The sequence below is a fragment of the Lentzea sp. DG1S-22 genome, assembly GCF_036321065.1.
Taxonomy (GTDB): domain Bacteria; phylum Actinomycetota; class Actinomycetes; order Mycobacteriales; family Pseudonocardiaceae; genus Lentzea; species Lentzea jiangxiensis.
Genome location: NZ_CP143276.1, coordinates 3,286,036 through 3,306,195, shown reverse-complemented (window position 1 = coordinate 3,306,195; position 20,160 = coordinate 3,286,036). Strand labels below are relative to the sequence as shown.

Below are 20,160 nucleotides of genomic sequence, written 5' to 3'. Positions count from 1 at the left end.
GGATCAGCTCCCGGCGAACGTCAGTGCCGGCCGGCGCCGCTGTCCGCGAGCACGCGCACGGCCTCGTCGACCGCCGCGCACCGCGCCCGCCGCACGGCCTCCGACACCGGGCGCAGCGCCTCGGTGCGGGCCGTGATCGCCGACGCCGACAGCGCCCCGCCGGAGGAGTCGGACCGCGCCACCTGCACGATCGCGTCCACCTCCGCGGCGCGCTGCAGCACCCGCAGGGCACGGGGCGGCATGGCGTCGGGCCAGGGCAGCGCGGAGTTCTCCGCGGCCAGGTCGGCGATCTCCTTGCGCACGTTCGGGCGGTGTTTCGCCACGTCGAGGGCGGCCAGGGCGGCCGTCGCGCCGCGCAGGGCCGCGCCCAGGCCGTGTTCGGCCTCACCGATCGGGATGTGCTCGAGGCCCGTGGAGGACGGCAGGTCGAACACCGTCCAGCGCATCACGCCGTCGGCGACGATCTTCGGCACGAGGCCGATGTGGACCGACGAGACCACGAGCGCCTCGCCGGAGCGCAGCGCGCAGGTCGCGAGCGTCCCCTTGCCGCCGAGGCCCCGGACGTCGCCCGGTACCGGTAGGACCATCCTCGCGGAGGTCGCGCCCGCGCGCCGCAGGGCGGCCAGCAGCAGGGCGGGACCCACCGGGGCCTCGTCGGGACCGGGGAGGTCGAGCGCCGTGGCGGTGCCGTCGTCGTCGGCCACCACCTCGTGCTGCTCGGCCCACGTGTGCAGGGCGTCGAGGACGTCGTCGGCGGCCGCCAGACCGTGCAGCCATCCCGACGTCCACACGACCAGCGTGGCACTTGCACAGGACACCCGACGAGATTACGTGGCCGGGCGCCGGGAGCCCCACCCGGTGTGCCCGATCAGGGGCACCTACTTCGCCGGGCCGATGTGCCGTCGCAGGAGCGCGCGGAACGACGTCAGGTCCTCGTCGGACGCGAACGCCCGGTGCGGCACGGACAGCGACGCCGCGCCCTCGCCGAGGGTGTCCAGCACGAAGCCCTGCCGGGTCTCGGTCCAGCCGGGCAGCTCGTCCCAGACGATCTCCTCGCGGATCGAGCGCCCGACCGCCATCCGGAACGACTGGTCGTCGGCGCTGCCCACCACGGTCCGGCTGATCATCTCGTCCGACGAGAAGCGCCACCACACCGCGACCGGCTCCATGAACCCGATGACCAGCGCGCACACCAGGCCGAAGACCGCCACGACGACCGTGTCCTCGAAGCCGAACAGCAGCACGAGCGAGCTCACCGCGAACACGAGCGCGAACCACGGCGCCCACCTGAACATCGGCACCATCGCGCGCAGGCTGGCACGCCAGTCCGCCGGTGATGGGGCCCACCTGAAATCAACGCTGCTACTCATGTCGCCCCGCATTCTGGCGCACGGCGTCCGGCCGCGCCTGGAGTTGCTCCACATCGACGGGTCCGGATTCGGTGCGTAGCGTCGACCGCGTGACCCAGAACCTGGCCCGCACGGCGGGCGAACTGCGCGCCGCCGGGCACCTGCCGCGCGGCGTCAAGACCGAGATCAGGGAGAACCTCCTCGCGGCCCTGCGCGAGGGGCGCAACCCGTGGCCCGGCATCGTCGGTTTCGACCGCACGGTGCTGCCGCAGCTCGAACGCGCGCTGCTGGCAGGCCACGACGTCGTCCTGCTCGGTGAGCGCGGGCAGGGCAAGACCCGGCTGCTGCGCACCCTGATCTCGTTGCTCGACGAGTGGACCCCCGTCATCGAGGGCTCCGAGCTGGGCGAACACCCGCTCGACCCGATCACTCCGGAGTCGCGGCGGCGTGCCGCCGAGCTCGGCGACGACCTGCCGGTGGTGTGGCGGCACCGCGACGAGCGCTACGCGGAGAAGCTCGCGACGCCCGACACGTCCGTGGGCGACCTGGTCGGCGACGTCGACCCCGTGAAGGTCGCCGAGGGCCGCTCGCTCGGCGACCCGGAGACCATCCACTACGGCATGCTCCCGCGCGCCCACCGCGGCATCATCGCGATCAACGAGCTGCCGGACCTGGCCGAACGCATCCAGGTGGCGCTGCTCAACGTCATGGAGGAGCGCGACATCCAGGTCCGCGGCTACACGCTGCGGCTGCCGCTCGACGTGCTGCTCGTGGCGACCGCGAACCCCGAGGACTACACGAACCGCGGCCGCATCATCACGCCGCTCAAGGACCGCTTCGGCGCCGAGGTGCGCACGCACTACCCGCTGGAGGTCGACACCGAGGTCGACATGGTCCGCCAGGAGGCGGAGCTCGTCGCCGAGGTGGGCGACCACCTGCTGGAGATCATCGCCCGGTTCGTGCGGCACCTGCGCGAGTCGTCGTCGATCGACCAGCGCTCCGGTGTCTCGGCCCGGTTCGCGATCGCGGCGGCGGAAACCGTCGCCGCGTCGGCGCTGCGCCGGTCCGCGCTGATCGGCGAGACGCCCGCCATCGCGCGCCCGGTCGACCTCGAGTCGGTGCCGGACGTGCTGCGCGGCAAGCTCGAGTTCGAGGCGGGGGAGGAGGGCCGCGAGGAAGAGGTGCTCGTGCACCTGCTGCGCCGCTCGATCGCCGACACCGCCCGCGCCCGCCTGGCCGGGCTGAACCTCCGCGCGCTCGCCGAGGCCGTCTCGGACGGCCACCCCGTCGCGACCGGCGACCGCGTGCACGCGGGCGACCTGCTGGCGGCGTTGCCGGAGCTGCCGGTCCTGCACGAGGTGGCGGCCCGTCTGGGCGCGGGCCCGAAGGACCCCGTCGGGCGCATCGCGTCGGCCGTGGAACTGGCCCTCGAGTCGCTCTACCTGACCCGCCACCTGTCGAAGGACAACTCCTCCGACGACGACCGATCGGTGTACGGATGAGATACCGCTACGGACGCTGGGGCGGCGGCGCCGATCCGCTGGCGCCGCCCGTCGACCTCCGCGCGGCCGTGGACGAGCTCGGCCGCGAGGTCATGGAGGGCGCGTCGCCGTCGTCCGCCCTGCGCGAACTGCTGCGCCGCGGCGTCGACGGCACCCGCGGCCTCGACGACCTGACGTCGCGCCTGTGGCAGCGCAGGTCCGCCATCCAGCGCCGGCACCGGCTGGACGGCACGCTGACCGAGGTCGCGCAGCTGCTCGGCAAGGCTCTGGAGGCCGAACGCCGGGCGTTGTTCCCGGACCCGTCCGACGACGCGCGCTTCCGCGAGGCGCAGCTCGACGCCCTGCCACCGGGCACCGCCGCGGCGGTGCAGGAGCTGTCGTCCTACGACTGGCGTTCGCAGGAGGCCCGCGAGGCGTTCCAGCAGATCCGCGACCTGCTCGGCCGCGAGCTGCTGGACCAGCGCTTCCAGGGCATGAAGGAAGCGCTGTCCAACGTGGACTCGCGTGACGTCGAGCGCATCCAGCGCATGCTGCGCGACCTGAACTCGTTGCTGGAGGCGCACGCCGCCGGCTCGCCGGACACGCCGCGCCAGTTCGACGAGTTCATGCGCAAGCACGGCGAGTTCTTCCCCGAAAAGCCCCGCGACGTCGACGAGCTCATCGACGCGCTGGCCGCCCGCTCGGCCGCAGCGCAACGCATGATGAACTCGATGACCGAGGAGCAGCGCGCCGAGCTGTCCGCGTTGTCCCAGCAGGCTTTCGGCGGCATCGGCTCTTCGCTGTCCACTCTGGACTCGCTGCTGCAGCGGTTGCGCCCCGGTGAGGACTGGACGTCGTCCGCGCGCTTCCGCGGCCAGGACCCGCTGGGTCTCGGCGAGGGCGCGCAGGCGATGGCCGACCTCGCCGAGCTCGACGCCCTGGCCGAGCAGCTCTCCCAGTCCTACCCCGGCGCCCGCCTGGAGGACATCGACCTCGAGGCGCTCGAACGGCAGCTGGGCGAGTCGGCCGCGGTCGACGCCCGTCGGCTGGCCGAGCTGGAGAAGGCGCTGCGTTCGCAGAACATCGTGGAGCGCGCCCCCGACGGCTCCTTGAAGCTGACGCCGAAAGCGTTGCGGCGCCTGGGGGAAACGGCCCTGCGCGGTGTCGTGGACCAGCTCCGCTCGTCGCAGGGGTCGCGCGAGACGTCGTCGGCCGGTGCCGCGGGCGAGCTGACCGGGTCGACGCGGCCGTGGCAGTTCGGCGACACCGAGCCGTGGGACGTGCCGCGAACGCTGCGCAACTCCGTGCTGCGCTCCGGCTCGATGTCCCTGGACGTCGTGGACCTCGAGGTGTCCGAGACCGAACACCGGACACGTGCGGCCGTCGCGTTGTGCGTGGACACCTCCTGGTCGATGGTGCAGGACGGGCGTTGGGTGCCGATGAAGCGCACGGCTCTCGCGTTGCACCACCTCGTGCGCACCCGTTTCCGGACGGACGCGTTGCAGCTGGTGACCTTCGGGCGCTACGCCGAGACCGTGGACATCGGTCAGCTGACGGCACTGGAAGGCGTGTGGGAGCAGGGCACGAACCTGCACCACGCACTGCTGCTGGCCGGGCGGCACGTCCGGCGGCATCCGGACGCGCAGCCGGTGGTCCTCGTGGTGACCGACGGCGAGCCGACGGCGCACCTGGAACCGGACGGGGACGCGGAGTTCAACTACCCGCCGCTGCCCCGGACGTTGGCGAAGACGCTGAACGAGGTCGACGCGCTCGCGCGGCTCGGGGCGACGATCTCGGTGTTCAAGCTGGGGGACGACCCCCGGCTGGCGGCGTTCGTCGACATCGTGGCGCGGCGGGGCGGTGGCCGGGTGGTGTCGGCCGACGAGGAGGGGCTCGGAGCCGCTGTGGTCAGCGACTACCTGAGGTCTCGGCGCCGGCGGCGGTGACGGTCCCCGTGCCTCGTGGTCGGCGAGGAGCGGGGAGGCGGGCAGCGGCTTCCGGGCGCCCCGGCGCCGTACCCGCTCTTCCCCGCGTGCCGTCGCGGGGCCGTGTCAGAGGTCGTAGAGCGCGGCCAGGCGGGGCAGCCGGGGGGCCAGCCTGGCGCTGTCCTCGAAGTCGAAGTCCCAGTCCGGGTCGAGCTCCGGGTAGCGGATCCGGAAGGCGTCCTGCGGCAGCTGCATGCCGGTTGCCTTGATGTGGGCGTTCCAGGCGATCGACAGTGCCTCCTGGCACTCGAGATCCTCGCCGGACTCGGCGGCGGCCACGACCGCCGGCAGGTCCGCCAGCGAGTCGGGTGAGGCCAGCGCCGCGTGGTAGGTCTCCTCGCCCTGCGTCAGGAGCCAGCCGCGGAAGTAGTCGAAGCCGTCGTCCGAGCAGCCGCCGTTGATGACGTACGCCGCCGCCCACAACGGGTTCCGGTAGGAGGCGGCGAGCAGGTCCCACAGGACCTGCTGGGTCGCCATGATCTCGGCGGGCGGGCGCTCGGCGAGCAGCGCCACCGCGGCGGCGGCCACCTCGTAGCCGTCGGACGGGTCGGCGACGCTCGCTCTCGCGTCGGCGATGAGCTTCCAGAAGGTGTTCGGGTCCACGGCGAAGAGCTTGGCAGAGGGGTCTGACATTTTCCGGAGCCCGACTTGCGAGCCGTGGCGTTCCAGCGGTGTGGCTCGGAACGTCGCCGGGGAATCAGTGCCACGAGGCGCTCATTCGCTCGCCGCCGGGCCGGGCCGCACCGCTAGGTTGTAATTATGATCAAGACTCTGTTCCGCTCGCTCGAAGCCGTGCACGGAATGATCTACTTCGCCCCCGAGGCGGACTCCCGGTACGCGAGCGCCGGGCTCGACCGGCCCGGTGGGTACTTCGCGTCACGCGCCGCGGCGATGGGCGCGGTCGGGCCCGAGGTCGTGATCGCGACGTTCTACAACTTCAACCCCGACCTCGTGCGGGCGCGCGTCCCGCAGGTGTGGGAGAAGGTCACGCCGCAGCGCGTCCTCGAGCTGCGCTGGGAGGCGGCGGACGAGGCGTTGCGCAAGGTGCTGCCCGACGACCTCGAGGAGATCACCGAGCTGGCCAAGCGCGCCGCCGAGCGGTCGAAGGACATGCCGCACGGGCGCACGCTGTTCGCCGCGCACGCGAGCCTGCCCTGGCCGGACGAGACGCTCCTGCAGCTCTTCCACGCCCAGACGCTGCTGCGCGAGTTCCGCGGCGACGGGCACCTCGCGGCTCTGCTGAGGCACAACATCACCGGCATCGAGGCGTTGGTGCTGCACGCCGCGACGGGCGATTATCCGGCCGATACGTTGCGCAAGACGCGTGCGTGGTCGCAGGAGCAGTGGAACGCCACGGTCGAGGACCTGCAGCACCGGGGGCTCGTCGGCGAGGACCAGCTCCTCACCGACAAGGGACGCGAGCTGCGGCAGGGCATCGAGGACGACACGGACCGCATGGCCGCGCCCGCCTACGACGTCCTGTCCGACCAGGAGAAGCAGCGGTTCGTCGAGCTCGCCGCACCGCTGAGCAAGGCCGTCGTCGACGGTGGTCTGCTGCCCGGCAAGCGCTAGCTACTCCGGCTCGTCGTCGCGGTGCGTCGAGGCGAGCGCCTTCTCCGTCGTCTCGTCCTTGCCCACCCGGTGCTTGTCGGGGTGGGTGAGGGAGAAGTGCGCCTCCTCGCGCATCCGCTCGACCATGTGCGGGTAGTGCAGCTCGAACGCCGGGCGCTCCGAGCGGACGCGCGGCAGTTCCTTGAAGTTGTGCCGCGGCGGGGGCGAGGTCGTCGCCCACTCCAGCGAGTTGCCGTAGCCCCACGGGTCGTCCTGCGGGGCCGGCTCGCCGTAGCGGTACGAGCGGAAGACGTTCCACACGAACGGGAGCACGGACGCGCCGAGGATGAACGAGCCGATCGTGGAGAACGTGTTGAGGAACGTGAAGCCGTCCGACGGCAGGTAGTCGGCGTAGCGGCGCGGCATGCCCTCGTTGCCCAGCCAGTGCTGCACCAGGAACGTGCCGTGGAAGCCGATGAACGTCGTCCAGAAGTGCAGCTTGCCCAGCGGCTCGTCGAGGAACCGGCCGGTCATCTTCGGGAACCAGAAGTAGATGCCCGCGTAGGTGGCGAACACGATCGTGCCGAACAGCACGTAGTGGAAGTGCGCCACCACGAAGTACGTGTCGGACACGTGGAAGTCGAGCGGCGGTGACGCCAGCAGGATGCCGGACAGGCCGCCGAAGAGGAACGTGACGAGGAAGCCGATCGAGAACAGCATCGGCGACTCGAACGTCAGCTGCCCCTTCCACATCGTGCCGATCCAGTTGAAGAACTTGATGCCGGTCGGCACGGCGATCAGGAACGTCATCAGCGCGAAGAACGGCAGCAGCACCGCGCCGGTGGCGTACATGTGGTGCGCCCACACGGCCACGGACAGCATCGCGATCGCCAGCGTCGCGAACACCAGGCCCTTGTAGCCGAACAGCGGCTTGCGGCTGAACACCGGGAAGACCTCCGTCACGATGCCGAAGAACGGCAGGGCGACGATGTAGACCTCGGGGTGGCCGAAGAACCAGAACAGGTGCTGCCAGAGGATCACGCCGCCGTTGGCCGGGTCGAACACGTGCGCCCCGAGGTGCCGGTCCGCCGCCAGGCCCATCAGCGCGGCCGTGAGGATCGGGAACGCCAGCAGGATCAGCACGGACGTCACCAGGATGTTCCAGGTGAAGATGGGCATCCGGAACATCGTCATGCCGGGCGCCCGCAGGCACACGACCGTCGTGATCATGTTGACCGCGCCGAGGATCGTGCCCAGGCCGCCCACCGCGAGGCCCATGATCCACAGGTCCGCGCCGACGCCCGGCGAGTGCACCGCCGACGACAGCGGCGTGTAGGCGAACCAGCCGAAGTCCGCCGCGCCGCCGGGCGTCACGAAGCCCGCGACGGCGATGATGGCGCCGAACAGGTACAGCCAGTACGAGAAGGCGTTGAGGCGGGGGAACGCGACGTCCGGCGAGCCGATCTGCAACGGCAGGACGAAGTTGGCGAACCCGAACAGGATCGGCGTCGCGTAGAGCAGCAGCATCACCGTGCCGTGCATGGTGAACAGCTGGTTGTACTGCTCGTTGGACAGGAACTGCATGCCAGGCCGCGCCAGCTCGCCGCGCATCAGCAGCGCCATCACGCCGCCGATCATGAAGAACACGAACGACGTGGTCAGGTACATGATCCCGATCTGCTTGGGATCCGTCGTCCTGAACAGCGAGAGGAAGTACGAGCCCTTGGGCCGTGCGCGCGCCGCCCCGGGGTGGGGGATTACGGGCGTTGGCTTGATCGTGGTCATCGCGCCTCCTCCGTGCAGGGGACAATCGTCCTCCCGGTCAGACCGCGGGGCAATCCATGACCAGCACCGCGGACGTCACCGGAACGACCGGAGCGCCTGCTCTTATGCCGCTGACCTGAACGTAGTAGGCGCCGGGGGCCAATCCGCCGAATTTGATCGCCATGCTCTCGGATATCGCCGGGCTGCGCGATTCGAGCTGTCTGCCGTTCTCGTCGAGCACCGCGACCTTCAACGCCCGTACGGTCGTGTTCCTCAGCTCGACGGTGACCTCCACGTCCTCGCCGGCCAGCACCAGGTCGGGCACGCTGACCTGCGGTTCCGTGTCGGTGATGGTGCGCGGGACGATCTCCTTGGCCGTCAGGAACGACTCGACGGCGTCCAGTACGGCGGCGTTGTCCTGCAACGACGTGTGCTGCTCCGTCACGCGATGCAGCGTGTTTGACGACAACGCGAGCCCACGCCGTGCGGCGCCGACCATCGGCACGGTCGCGTCGCCGTACAACTCCTCGCCCTCGTACGTCCGGTAGCAGGTGACCTTGCCGTCGGCGATACGCGCCGTCGTCGCCGTGGGTTGCTTACCGCCGAGGATCGCGTACGTGCGGTCGGCGAACGAGTCGGTCAACGCGTCGTGGAACGCCATCGCGTCCGCGACCATCTTCGTGTCCAGCTCGGGCAACGAGGTCTCGGTCGTCTTCACCAGGCCGCCGGGCGTCTCGATGCAGGCGTACTCGGGCAGCAGCTGGTGCAGCGACGGCATCGACCGCGCGAACTCCGTGAGGTCGACCGCCAGCGGCCCGAGGCCCTTGCGCACGCCGTTGACCAGCTGGTCCAGCGCGGCGGCGGCCCCGCGGTAGGGCGTGCCCATCGTGATCAGCTTGTCGGTCCGCTCGGCCATCCCGCACTGCTCGACGCACCACCGCGCCACCAGACCGCCCATCGAGTGGCACACGAAGCTGACCTTGGCGTCCGGGCCGATCCGGTCCAGCGCCTCGTCCACCCGCCGGGCCAGCAGCGCGCCGTTGTAGCGGTTCGACAGCCGCCAGTCGTAGGCGAAGAGAACCAGGTTGCCCTTCTCGACGGTGTAGCCGAGCGAGTTCATCCTGCGCGTCACCCGGTCGTAGCCCTTGAGCGGCGTCCAGATGCCGGGAACGACGTGCAGGTCCGCCATCAGCCCCACGGGCTCGACGCCGTCACCGGGGTGCTCGTCGCCGATGCCGGCCGGGAGCTTCAGCTGCTTCAGGCCGCGGCCCAGCGTCAGGACGGCGCGCAACGCGGCCTTGGGCGACACCTCCCAGACCATGCCGTCGGCGTTGCGGAGCGTGCTGCCGAGAATGCCGGGCAGGACGACGACCAGATCGCTCATCAGGACTCCTCGGCGAGCTTGCGGATGAGGGTGAGCAGTGCGAGGTTCGCAGGCACCAGGTGGGTCAGCTCGCGGATCCACGCGAGACGCTGGTCCGGCACGGGCAACGCCAGCCGTTCGTCACCGGCCCGGGCGCGCGCGACCACCTTGTAGAGCGCGGCCAGCGCGTGCGGCTCCAACGCCGTCACGGCCTGGGTCAGCGCCTGAGGTGACGCGGACGCCGCCAGCTCGCGCAAGACCTCCGTGGCGCGGGCGGGGTCCTCCACGGCGTCCAGCACGCGGTCGAGCACCTCGGCGTCCTGCCCGGCCAGCAGCAGCAACGCGTGCACGGGCCGGTTGTCGCGGACGTTCTTGAGGACTTCCTTGTCCAGCAGCTCGGCCCGCCGCGTGGCGAGCAGCTCGCGGCGGCGGGCGGGGGTGGCGTCGACGAACTCGTCCGCGAGGCTGGCGAGCAGCCACGGCCGGTAGGCGAGCTCGACGCCCTTCTGCCGCGCGGTGGCCCGCCGCGACTGGATGACCTGCGCCTCGATCAGGCTCGTGCCGTACAGCGCCTCCGTCACCGCGACGTCGGCGTCGGCCGACAGCAGCTCGGGGTGGCGCAGCAGGACCGCGCACTCCTCGGCGTACGAGCGCGCGAACACCCAGGCGCGGGCGGTCCGCAGCAGCGTCCGGTCGACCGTCAGCCAGTCCGGGGTCGTGTCCCACGGCCACGGACCCGAGTCGTAGTGGCGGCGCGCGATGTCGTGCACGTCGTGGATCGTCTGCCGGGACTGGCCGACGTGCGCCAGCGCCTGGCAGAGCCACTTCGCCGCCGCCGGATCACCCGCCGACGTGGCCGCCGCCCGCAGCATCAGCAGCGTGGCGAGGTGCGGGCCGGTGAACCGCGCGGTCACCCGCTCCCAGGCCCTCTCGACGGTCTCGGGCTGCCCGAGGCCGGCGCAGAGCGTGTCGAGGGTGAACAGCGCCGCCGCCAGCGTCGAGAGGCGGTCGGCGTTCTCGGGCAGCAGGCAGACCTCGATGGTCTTCTCACCGGTCTCCAGCGCCTCGGCGGGCTTGTCCGCGTCGCGCTGGCGGCGCATCAGGTTGTGCAGGGCCTGGGCGTGGATCCGCTGGCCCTCGGCGAGGGTGGCGGCCTGCCGGGCGGCGGTCAGAGCGGCGTCGGTGCGGCCGACCATGCTGTGGGCGACGCTCAGGCTCAGCGCCGCGTCGGCGAGCTGCGGGCGGAACGCCGCGTGCCTGCCGAGCGTGCCGCTGATCTCCGCGGCCTGCCGGGTCGCGCCGTCGGCGTCGGCCAGCCTGCCGAGCGCCAGGTAGTCGCGGCTCAGCTCGACGAGCCCGCTGACGAGGTCCGCGAGGAACACCGGGTTCGTCTGCGCGAGTGCCCAGAACAGCTCGACGGCCTGCTTCGACCGGTGCATGGCCTCGTACCGCAGCCCGGACTCGCTGCACCGCGCGGCAAGACAAGTCATCGCGCGCGCAAGGGGAGCATCGGACTCAACGGCCGCGACGGCATCACGAGCCGTGGACAGCGCATCTTGCCTACGTCCGAGCATCGCGTACGTATCGCTCAGGTCCACCAACGCGCCGCTGAGGTGTGCCGCGTACGTCCGGTTGTCACCGCCGTGCGTCGTCGTCTTCGCGATGCGTTGCGCCAGCCGTTTGTGCGTCAGGCTTTCCGCCGTCGTCGGGGTCGCCGCCACCAGCTCCCGGTAGCGCACCGCGGCCTCCTCGGCGGGCCCCACGGCCTGCTGGAGCCGTCCCGCCTCGCGGAACCGCCGGCCGAGCTTGTTCAGCACGAACGCCAGGTCCGCCAGGTACATCCGCAGTTCCGGCACCAGCGCGCGGAAGTGGTCGGCCGCCTCCTCCAACGGCGGAATGGCCTCATCGCCACGACCCCAGTGCATCAGCTCGTTCGCCGCCGTCGTAGCCGCGAGAGCGATGTCCGGCAACAACATCCGGTTCGCCACCGCGAGAGCGCGCAGCCCGTCCAACGCCCGTGTGCCCGCATGTCCGCAGTGCCGCCACGCGTACTTCCACAGGTATCCCGGCACGTTCGGCGGCACTCCGGCCTCGATGCGCTGCCGATACAGCTCGATGAGCGCGCATGCGACCTTCTCGGCATCCGGTGCGAAGACCTCGTCCCGGCTCGGCGCGAACGGTGGCCGCAGGTGGTCCGCGAACGTCTGGTGCGTCAGCTTGAAGACCGCCGTGCCCTCCTCGCCGTCCTGCACGACGTGACGGCCCAGCTCGGTGAGCACCGCGGTGATGTCGTCCCGCGTGAAGTCCAGCCCCGCCAACGCCCGTGCGACCGCGATCCACTCCGCTTCGGGGAATCCGGCGCCGTAGCTCCACGTCAGTGCCGTCAGCAGCGCACGTGCCGATGGAACCTTCGAGAGTTCGCGTTCGAACGCCGCGTCCAGCGACAGCTTCAGGTCGGCGCCGCCGTCCGCCAGCACCTGGTCGGTGATCATCCACGCGGTGAGGAACGGCAGCTTCGCCAGCTCGTCCACAGTGGACTGCGCGGCGCCGGCGCCCAGGCGTGCCAGGACGTACTCGCGGACGTCGGTCTCGCTGCCGGTCCGGTCGAGGTCGAGCACCTCGACCGGCGACAGCTCGGTCAGCAGGGGAGCGCCGCCCGCGACCCGCTGGGCCTGGCGCGTCGAGACGATCACGACCGCGCAGGCCGCGAGCTTGGTCAGCAGCGAGGTGGCGATCGAGAACGACTCCCCGCGCGCCTCGTCCAGGCCGTCCACGACGAGCACCGGCGGCGTCGGCAACGCGCTGACGACGCCCACCAGCTCGGCGGCACCCCGCCGCGGCCCCTCCGGCGCGGCGACCAGGCCCGCGGCGACGAGCTGGCGGCTGAGCAGGTCGGCCACGCGGTCGGCGTCCATCGCGCGGGCGTGCACGGCCGCGTCCACCGAGTCGGGACCGGGGTCGGCGTGCCGGAACGGCGGCCCGGTCGTCAGCAGCAGGTCGCGCTCGGCGGGGTTGGACAGGCTGACGACCCGGCCGACGACCGCGGACTTGCCGGTGCCCGGCGACCCGGTGACCACCCGCAGCCCGGGGACCCCGGACCTCACCCAGCTCACGACCCTGTCGACCTCGGCGGTGCGGCCGGTGAACCACGACCGGCCGGACGTCGAGTCGCCACCACGTGCCGCGAGCAAGAGGTGCTTCACCACCGTGTTCGCGGCGTAGAGCGGATTCGGCAGCATCGGCTGTGCCGAGCCGTACTGCATGAAGCGCGGCCGTTGGACGTCGCTGTCCCACGCGTTCAGCAGCGCCATCCCGACCGCGCTGCCGTCGACGAACGCCGTGCGGTCGCTCCACCGCCGTGCGTCCTCATCGGCCGTCGGCCCCGCACGCAGCAGCTTGCGCAACTTCCCGCCGAACAGGCCGTCACGGGCCGTTTCGATGTCGGAGCACGACACGAGCACGCCTGCCCAGTGCACCTGACCCGTCAGCAGCTCGCTCTGGATCTCCGCGATCGTCCGGACGGCCTCGTCGAGCTGCGTGCCGGAGTAGCAGGCGTCGATGATGATGAGCACCTGCCGCGCCCCCGAGGCGGCGCACGACACCGCGAAGTCGTGCAGCGTGATGCCGTCGAGGTTGCCGGTGTTGTCCTTGGCCAGGAGCCGGAGGTTGCTCGCCGCGGGGATCGCGTGCCCGCTCCACAGCGCCACGAGCGCGCCGCCGTCCTGCGGTGCCGTCTGCAGGCCTTTCAGGTGCGCGCGGACCTCGGCCTCGGTCGGGTCGGCCAGCGGGTCGCCGTCGTAGCCCTTGAGCAGGGCGTGCAGCTCCCGCACGTCGCTCACGGCGTGCTGCAGCGGCTGCACCGACTCGTAGGAGCCGACGCCGATGCCGACGAACCTGTTCCTGACCCTTTCCCGCATGCGCCACTACCCCCTGTCCACACGTCGTCCGTGCGAGAGGGGCGTTACTCCGGGTAACTCACATGGACGAGTCCTTCGTGTCCTTGGGCAGCTCCGCGTTCGTGTTCTTCTCCAGGAACCTCAGCAGCTCCACGGGGAACGGCAGCACCAGCGTCGAGTTCTTCTCCGCCGCCACCTCCACGATGGTCTGCAGCAGCCGCAGCTGCAGCGCGCCGGGCGTCTCCTCCATCGTCCCGGCCGCCTCCGAGAGCTTCCTGGACGCCTGCAGCTCGCCGTCCGCGGTGATGATGCGCGCCCGCCGCTCGCGTTCGGCCTCCGCCTGCCGCGACATCGAGCGCTTCATGCTCTCCGGCAGCGCCACGTCCTTGATCTCGACCCGGTCGATGTCGATGCCCCACTCGATCGCGGGAGTGTCGATCATCAGCTCCAGGCCCTGGTTGAGGCGCTCGCGGTTGGACAGCAGGTCGTCGAGCTCGCTCTTGCCGATGATCGACCGCAGCGACGTCTGCGCCACCTGCAACATCGCGAACCGGTAGTCCTCGACGTTGATGACGGCCTTCGCCGGGTCCTGCACCTTGAAGTACACGACGGCGTCGACGCGCACGGTGACGTTGTCGCGCGTGATGCCGTCCTGCGCCGGCACGGGCAGGGTGACGATCTGCATGTTGACCTTCCGGAGCTGGTCCACCCCGGGAACGAGCATCGTCAGCCCAGGCCCGCGCACGGCCTGCTGGAGCTTGCCGAACCGGAACACCAGTCCCTGTTCGAACTGCTTGATCACCCTGGCGCTCGTCGCGAGGCCGATGCCCCCGAGCACGACGATGCCGCCGAGGATCTCGAAGAAGACCATGAGACCCGCCTTTCCCGGCGAATGCCCTTGACCTGCCACGGTACGCCTCGGGTCCGACAATTTTCAGCAGCTCCGGCCCTCTGGCCGGGCCCGGCCGGCGTGGTGGTTCCGACAACCGGGAAGTGCACTCCACTCGGCGGCACGCGTTAATGTCGGAAGCATGCAAACCTGGTCATCGATTCCTGTGCCGCGGGTTCCGGGGGACCCCCGCCCGCTGCGGCTGTTCGACACGGCTACGGGCGAGGTGCGCCCCACGGCTCCAGGAGACACCGCCAGGTTGTACGTCTGCGGCATCACGCCGTACGACGCGACTCACCTCGGCCACGCCGCGACCTACCTCGCGTTCGACCTCGTGCACCGCGTCTGGCTCGACAACGGTCACAACGTGCACTACGTGCAGAACGTCACCGATGTCGACGACCCGCTGCTGGAGCGGGCTCTGCGGGACAAGGACGACTGGGTGGTGCTCGCCATGCGCGAGACGGCCCTGTTCCGCGAGGACATGGAGGCGCTGCGCGTCCTGCCGCCGCAGGACTACGTGGGCATCGTCGAGGCGATCCCGGAGATCGTCGAGGTCGTCGCGAAGCTCGTGGCCGACGGTCACGCCTACCGCGTGGACGACCCCGAGTACCCCGACGTCTACTTCGAGCACAACGCCACCGGGCGGTTCGGCTACGAGTCGAACTACTCGGAGGAGACCATGCTCCGGTTGTTCGCCGAACGCGGCGGTGACCCCGACCGCCCCGGCAAGCGCCACCCGCTCGACGCCCTGCTGTGGCGCATGAAGCGCGACGGCGAACCGTCGTGGCCGTCCGAACTGGGCGAGGGCCGCCCCGGCTGGCACATCGAGTGCAGCGCCATCGCCCACAACCGCCTCGGCACCGGCTTCGACGTGCAGGGCGGCGGCTCCGACCTGATCTACCCGCACCACGAGTACTCGGCCGCGCACGCCGAGGCCCAGACCGGCCAGCACCCGTTCGCGCGCCACTACGTGCACGCGGGCATGATCGGCCTCGACGGCGAGAAGATGTCGAAGTCGCGCGGCAACCTGGTCTTCGTCTCGAAGCTGCGCGCCGAGAAGGTCGACCCGAACGCCATCCGCCTCGCCCTGCTGGCGGGCCACTACCGCGCCGACCGCCCGTGGACCCGGGCCCTGCTCGACGAGGCGCTGACCCGCCTCGCCCGGTGGCGCCGCGCCGCGGAGCTGTCGTCCGGACCGTCCGCTGTGGACACCGTGACGCGGCTGCGCGACCACCTGGGCAACGACCTCGACACGCCGCGCGCCCTGGCGGCCGTCGACGCGTGGGCCGACGAGGCGCTGGCGCACGGCGGTTCGGACAAGCACGGGCCGTCGCAGGTCCGCACGGCTGTGGACGCCTTGCTGGGCGTGGAGCTCTAAGAGGGCTGGTCGGTGGCCGTCGTCTCGGCGGCCACCGAGTGGCCGGTGACGCGGCGGATCAGGCGAGCCTGAACACGTACGTGGCCAGCACGGTGCCGGATGTCGTTCCGGTGGATCCATCCAGGTGATGGTTCGCGGTGATCGTGGTGCTGTCAGGGACGAAGGTCGTCGAGACGGCCTCGAACTTCCAGCCTTCGGCCTCGATGTCGTTCAACGCCTGGGTGTGCTCGCTGTTCTTCCGCGGTAGGTGCGCCTTGTCGAAGAGAGACGTACCTGTGAGGTCGAGCGAGATCTGAAAGAGCTTCAGGCCCTGCTCCTTTGTCGCACGTGCTCGCCCGGCCGGCGACGCGGCGAAGCGTTCGGCCTCCTTTTCGGCCGCGCGGCGTTCGCGAGCGGCTTCCCGCGCTGCGATCTCCTCTGGCGTCTTGCTGAACAGCCCATTCGACTCTCCCCGTTGCCGCAGTGATCCGGTGCCAGCGGGCTTGTCGGCTGATCGCGGACGCCTGTTGCGGGGACCGCGAGCAGACGTGGAACCGCCCCCGAGGCGGAAGCACCGGGGGCGGTTCGTGCAGAGGCGGAGCGATCAGACGTCGAGCGTCCAGTTGTTCAGCGTGCCGGAGTCGAGGAGCGCCGCGTCGCGCACGCGCAGCGTCCAGGTGCCGTTGGCCGCCTCACCCGAGAGGTCGCGGGTGAAGGTCTCGTTGATGTTGTCGGCCGAGCCGCCGGAGCGGTTGTGCAGGTTGTAGACCGAACCGTCGGGCGCGACCAGGTCCACCACGAGGTCGCCCTTGTAGGTGTGCGTGATCGAGACCTTGACCGACGCCGTGGCCGAGGCGTTGCCCGAGCAGCCGGAGACGACGATCGTGCTGTTCACGGTCGACAGGTCGCCGATGGCGACCGGGGTGGAGTTGGTGCGGGCGTCACAGCTGCCGCCGACCGCGTTGACGACCCACGAGAAGGTCGCCGTGCCGGTCTTGCCGGCCGAGTCGGTGACGGTCGCGGTCACCGTGGAGGTGCCCGCCGTGGTCGGGGTGCCGGAGATGGCGCCGGAGGCGTTCGCCGTCAGGCCGGCCGGGAGGCCGCTCACGGACCAGGTGTACGGCGCGGTGCCGCCGGAGGCCGAGAGCTGCAGCGACACCGGCGTGCCGACCGTGGAGGTCTGCGTGCCGGGGTTCGTCACCGACGGGTTGCCCGGCTGCACGCCACCGAAGAGGGTGTAGAGCAGCTTGTTCGGGGAGCCGGTGCCGGGGTTGGTGATCTTGTTGGGGGTCGCCGCGCCGTTCAGGCCCGCCCAGACGGCGGCGGGGCTGTCGGTCGGGTGCGTGGCGAGCCACAGGGCCGCGCCACCCGCGACGTGCGGCGACGCCATCGAGGTGCCGGAGATGTTGTTGGTGGCGGTGTCGCTGGTGTGCCAGGCGGACACGATGTTCTGGCCGGGCGCGAAGATGTCCGTGCAGGTGCCGTAGTTGGAGAACGAGGCGCGCGCGTCGGTGTTGGTCGACGCGTTGACCGTGATCGCCTCGGCCACGCGGGCCGGGGACGACGAGCAGGCGTCGGTGTTCGAGTTGCCGGACGCGACGGCGTAGGTCACGCCGGACGCGACCGAGTTGCGGACGGCGGTGTCCAGGGCGGCCGCGGCGCCGCCACCGAGGGACATGTTCGCCACGGCGGGCTTCACCGCGTTCGCGGTCACCCAGTTGACGCCGTCGACGACGCCCTGGATGGTGCCCGAGCCCTGGCAGTTGAGCACCTTCACCGCGACGACCTTGGCGGCTTTCGCGATGCCGTACTCGGCGCCCGCGACGGTGCCGGCGACGTGCGTGCCGTGGCCGTTGCAGTCGCTGTTGTTGCCGTCACCGGAGGTGTTGGCGCCCCAGGTGGCGCGGCCGCCGAACGTCTGGTGCGTGGTGCGGACACCGGTGTCGACGATGTACGCCGTCACGTTCGAGGCGGTCGTGTCGTACTGGTAGCTGTTGCTCAGCGGCAGGTCGCGCTGGTCGCTGCGGTCGAGACCCCACGACGGCGGGTTCTGCTGGACGTCGAGGAGGCTCACCTCGGCGTCCTGCTCGACGAACGCGACCTTCGGGTCCGCGGCGAGGCGGGCGGCCTGCTTGGCCGTCATCTTCACCGAGAAGCCGTTGAGCGCGTGCTGCCAGATCTTGCCGACCTGGCCGCCGTAGCGTCCCGCGAGCTCCGGAGCGGCGGCCCTCGACGCCGTTCCGGCCTTGAGCGAGACGATGTAGCTGTCCTTCACGACCTTGGCGCGGTCGGCGCCGAGAATCGTCCCCACGTTTTCTTGAGCAGATGCGGCTGGAACCACGGCGGCGGCCAAACACAGGGTGGCGGCGGCCGTGAGTCCCGTACCCAAGACTCTTCGCATTGCAGGGTTCTCCCTCGTGCAGGGAACAGGGTGACCTGCACGCTAGACCTAAACCGCAGGTCAGAGGGATACGCCGTCGAGTGCGAACTGTTGACAGATTTGACGTTCCGTGTCAATCCGAATGGTCGCTCTGAGTCACGGAAATAGACTGAGAGGACGCATTCCGATTCCCTATATCAACTCGAACGCCGAGAGGTCCACCCCTCGATCGGCCCTACCGACCGGTAGGCAGCACGACATAGCGTCGCCCAGACGGAGGAACGAACTGATCGGGCAGTTCGACCGCCTGGGGACGCCTGTCATCCGGTGTCGTGCGAGCTGTGTTGCAGCACAGCTGATCTCCTCATCGCGGTTGCCCGGTCCGGCGTTACACCGGCCCTGCAGAAAAACCGAAGATCAAGGAGAACTGCCTATGAAGCGCATGGCTGTCGCGGCTGTGGCCGTGCTGACGGGTGCACTCGCGGCCACGGCATCCCCTGTCGCCGTCGCCGCGCCGCAACCGTCGGCCGAACTGCTCGCCGCGATGCAGCGCGACCTCGGGCTCGACGCCGGGCAGGCGGTGGAGAGGCTGCGCCGGGAGAGCGCGGCCGCGGCCCTGCAGCGGGTCGTGGAGGGTTTTGCCGGCGAGAGCTTCGGAGGGGCGTGGTTCGACGCGTCCTCCGGCAAGCTCGTCGTGGGCGTGACCGACGCGCGCAAGACCGACCGGCTGCGCCAGCTCGGCGCGGAGCCCCGGACGGTCGCGCACAGGGCGAGCGACCTCGACGCGGCCAAGGCGGAGCTGGACGCCTCGCCGGCCCCCGCCGAGGTCACCGGCTGGTACGTCGACACGAAGGCCAACGCCGTGACGATCACCGTCCGGCGTGGCCAGGCCGAGGCGGCCAAGCCGCTGGTGGAGAAGGCGGGCGCCGTCGCGAAGGTCGTCGAGACCGACGAGGCTCCGCGGCTGTTCAAGGACATCCGCGGTGGTGACGCCTATTACATCAACAACGCCGGGCGGTGCTCGGTCGGCTTCGCGGTGCGGGGCGGGTTCGTGACCGCCGGTCACTGCGGTGCGCAGGGCGACGCCGTGGCGGGTGCCGACCGCACCGCGCTGGGCGCGTTCGAGGGCTCGTCCTTCCCGGGCAACGACTACGGGTGGGTCAGGGCGAACTCCTCGTGGACGCCCACGGCCAAGGTGAACCACTACGGCGGTGCCGACCTCGTCGTGTCCGGCAACACCGAGTCCGCGGTCGGCGCGTCCATCTGCCGTTCCGGCTCGACGACGGGCTGGCACTGCGGCGAGGTCCAGGCCAAGGCCCAGACGGTGAACTACCAGGAGGGCGCCGTCAGCGGCCTCACGCGCACGAACGTGTGCGCGGAGCCCGGTGACTCGGGTGGCTCGTGGGTCAGCGGCACGCAGGCGCAGGGCGTCACCTCGGGTGGCTCCGGCAACTGCACCAGCGGCGGCACGACCTACTTCCAGCCGGTCAACGAGATCCTCTCGGCGTACAACCTGACGCTCGTCACGGGCTGAGGTAGCCGAGACAGGCGAGGGGGAGCTTCCAACGGCGAAAGCTCCCCCTCGTCGCGTCTCGTGGCGATGTCTCCGACGACGGCCGTCAGGACTCCCGCTCCTCCAGCCACTTCTCCCGGTGCGTCCGCCACCGGTCGAGCAGCGCTCCGAGCTCGGAGTGCATGAACCGGAAGAACTCGCGCGTCTCGTCCAGGCGAGCCCCGGCCTCGGTGTCCGCGCCCAGCGCGGCGACCCCCTCGGCGAGCACCTCGTCGATCATCCCCAGCATCTGGTCCTTGCGGAACGTCGACTCGTACCAGACGTTGTCGCGCATCCGGTAGACGTCGCGGCGTGACCCCGGCTCCCGTTCGCGGCTCACGACCTGCACGGTGGTCAGGTAGCGCACCGCGCCCGACACCGCCGCCGGGCTGATCTGCAGCACGTCGGCGATCTCGGCCGCGGTGAGCCGCCCGGAGTCCGTCGTCAGCAGCGCCGCGAGGATCCGAGCCGGCATGCGCGCCATGCCGGTGTCCGCCAGGATTCCGCCGAACCGCTCGACGAACTGGTTCACCGCCTGCTGGTCACGCTGTGTAGCACTCGTCACGGCCGCATCATCCCTTTCGTCAGCC

At 70.8% G+C, this 20,160-nt stretch carries 15 protein-coding genes; 5 read left to right on the top strand and 10 right to left on the bottom strand.

Features of this window, described 5'->3' with window-relative positions:
• Window positions 1-20 precede the first annotated feature (20 nt).
• The gene (locus tag V1227_RS14435; protein WP_329793074.1) at window positions 21-818 is read right to left on the bottom strand and encodes a hypothetical protein; all 798 of its coding nucleotides are present in this window, start codon (window positions 816-818) and stop codon (window positions 21-23) included.
• 60 nt (window positions 819-878) lie between these two features.
• Window positions 879-1,304, bottom strand: a complete 426-nt coding sequence (locus V1227_RS14430; protein ID WP_329793072.1) for a YcxB family protein — start codon at window positions 1,302-1,304, stop codon at window positions 879-881.
• Between the two features lie 155 nt (window positions 1,305-1,459).
• Between V1227_RS14430 and V1227_RS14425 the strand changes: the two genes are divergently transcribed.
• Both V1227_RS14425 and V1227_RS14420 read left to right on the top strand, forming a co-directional pair.
• Window positions 1,460-2,851, top strand: a complete 1,392-nt coding sequence (locus tag V1227_RS14425) for a sigma 54-interacting transcriptional regulator (RefSeq protein WP_329793070.1) — start codon at window positions 1,460-1,462, stop codon at window positions 2,849-2,851.
• On the top strand, window positions 2,848-4,776 hold the full coding sequence (locus tag V1227_RS14420; RefSeq protein WP_329793069.1) for a vWA domain-containing protein: 1,929 nt from the start codon (window positions 2,848-2,850) through the stop codon (window positions 4,774-4,776). The genes V1227_RS14425 and V1227_RS14420 overlap by 4 nt, the downstream gene beginning before the upstream one ends.
• Before the next feature lie 105 nt (window positions 4,777-4,881).
• Here the strand turns inward: V1227_RS14420 and V1227_RS14415 are convergent, their stop codons facing one another.
• Window positions 4,882-5,448, bottom strand: a complete 567-nt coding sequence (locus V1227_RS14415) for a DUF4240 domain-containing protein (RefSeq protein WP_329793068.1) — start codon at window positions 5,446-5,448, stop codon at window positions 4,882-4,884.
• 126 nt (window positions 5,449-5,574) lie between these two features.
• On the opposite strand from V1227_RS14415, the gene V1227_RS14410 reads away from it, so the two are divergent.
• Window positions 5,575-6,387: an SCO6745 family protein gene (locus V1227_RS14410; RefSeq protein ID WP_329793067.1), complete on the top strand. Its 813-nt coding sequence runs from the start codon at window positions 5,575-5,577 to the stop codon at window positions 6,385-6,387.
• Here the strand turns inward: V1227_RS14410 and ctaD are convergent, their stop codons facing one another.
• From ctaD to V1227_RS14390, 4 genes are read right to left on the bottom strand one after another with little or no spacing between them, the layout of a single operon-like run.
• Complete coding sequence (gene ctaD, locus V1227_RS14405; RefSeq protein ID WP_329793066.1) at window positions 6,388-8,151, bottom strand: aa3-type cytochrome oxidase subunit I; 1,764 nt, start codon at window positions 8,149-8,151, stop codon at window positions 6,388-6,390.
• 37 nt (window positions 8,152-8,188) lie between these two features.
• Window positions 8,189-9,514 carry an esterase/lipase family protein gene (locus V1227_RS14400; RefSeq protein WP_329793065.1) on the bottom strand — a complete coding sequence of 442 codons (1,326 nt, stop codon included), beginning with the start codon at window positions 9,512-9,514 and terminating at the stop codon, window positions 8,189-8,191.
• The gene (locus V1227_RS14395) at window positions 9,514-13,410 is read right to left on the bottom strand and encodes an AAA family ATPase (protein ID WP_329793064.1); all 3,897 of its coding nucleotides are present in this window, start codon (window positions 13,408-13,410) and stop codon (window positions 9,514-9,516) included. Before V1227_RS14395 ends, V1227_RS14400 begins: the two co-directional genes overlap by 1 nt.
• 58 nt (window positions 13,411-13,468) lie before the next feature.
• Window positions 13,469-14,260, bottom strand: coding sequence for a slipin family protein (locus V1227_RS14390; protein ID WP_329793063.1), 792 nt, complete (start codon window positions 14,258-14,260; stop codon window positions 13,469-13,471).
• 160 nt (window positions 14,261-14,420) lie between these two features.
• Here V1227_RS14390 and mshC point away from each other — a divergent pair, with 160 nt between their 5' ends.
• A complete protein-coding gene (gene mshC / locus V1227_RS14385) occupies window positions 14,421-15,659 on the top strand; it encodes a cysteine--1-D-myo-inosityl 2-amino-2-deoxy-alpha-D-glucopyranoside ligase (RefSeq protein ID WP_329793062.1) in 1,239 nt (412 codons plus the stop codon).
• A gap of 58 nt (window positions 15,660-15,717) precedes the next feature.
• Here mshC and V1227_RS14380 read toward each other — a convergent pair whose 3' ends face one another.
• Both V1227_RS14380 and V1227_RS14375 read right to left on the bottom strand, forming a co-directional pair.
• Window positions 15,718-15,873 carry a hypothetical protein gene (locus V1227_RS14380; RefSeq protein WP_329793061.1) on the bottom strand — a complete coding sequence of 52 codons (156 nt, stop codon included), beginning with the start codon at window positions 15,871-15,873 and terminating at the stop codon, window positions 15,718-15,720.
• Window positions 15,874-16,242: 369 nt separating this feature from the next.
• The gene (locus V1227_RS14375) at window positions 16,243-17,949 is read right to left on the bottom strand and encodes a S8 family serine peptidase (RefSeq protein WP_329793060.1); all 1,707 of its coding nucleotides are present in this window, start codon (window positions 17,947-17,949) and stop codon (window positions 16,243-16,245) included.
• A gap of 502 nt (window positions 17,950-18,451) precedes the next feature.
• Between V1227_RS14375 and V1227_RS14370 the strand changes: the two genes are divergently transcribed.
• The gene (locus V1227_RS14370) at window positions 18,452-19,552 is read left to right on the top strand and encodes a S1 family peptidase (RefSeq protein ID WP_329793059.1); all 1,101 of its coding nucleotides are present in this window, start codon (window positions 18,452-18,454) and stop codon (window positions 19,550-19,552) included.
• Window positions 19,553-19,637: 85 nt separating this feature from the next.
• On the opposite strand, the gene V1227_RS14365 is transcribed toward V1227_RS14370, so the two are convergent.
• Window positions 19,638-20,135 (bottom strand): GbsR/MarR family transcriptional regulator, encoded by a 498-nt coding sequence (locus tag V1227_RS14365; protein WP_236220026.1) that lies wholly within the window; start codon window positions 20,133-20,135, stop codon window positions 19,638-19,640.
• Between the last annotated feature and the right edge of the window lie 25 nt (window positions 20,136-20,160).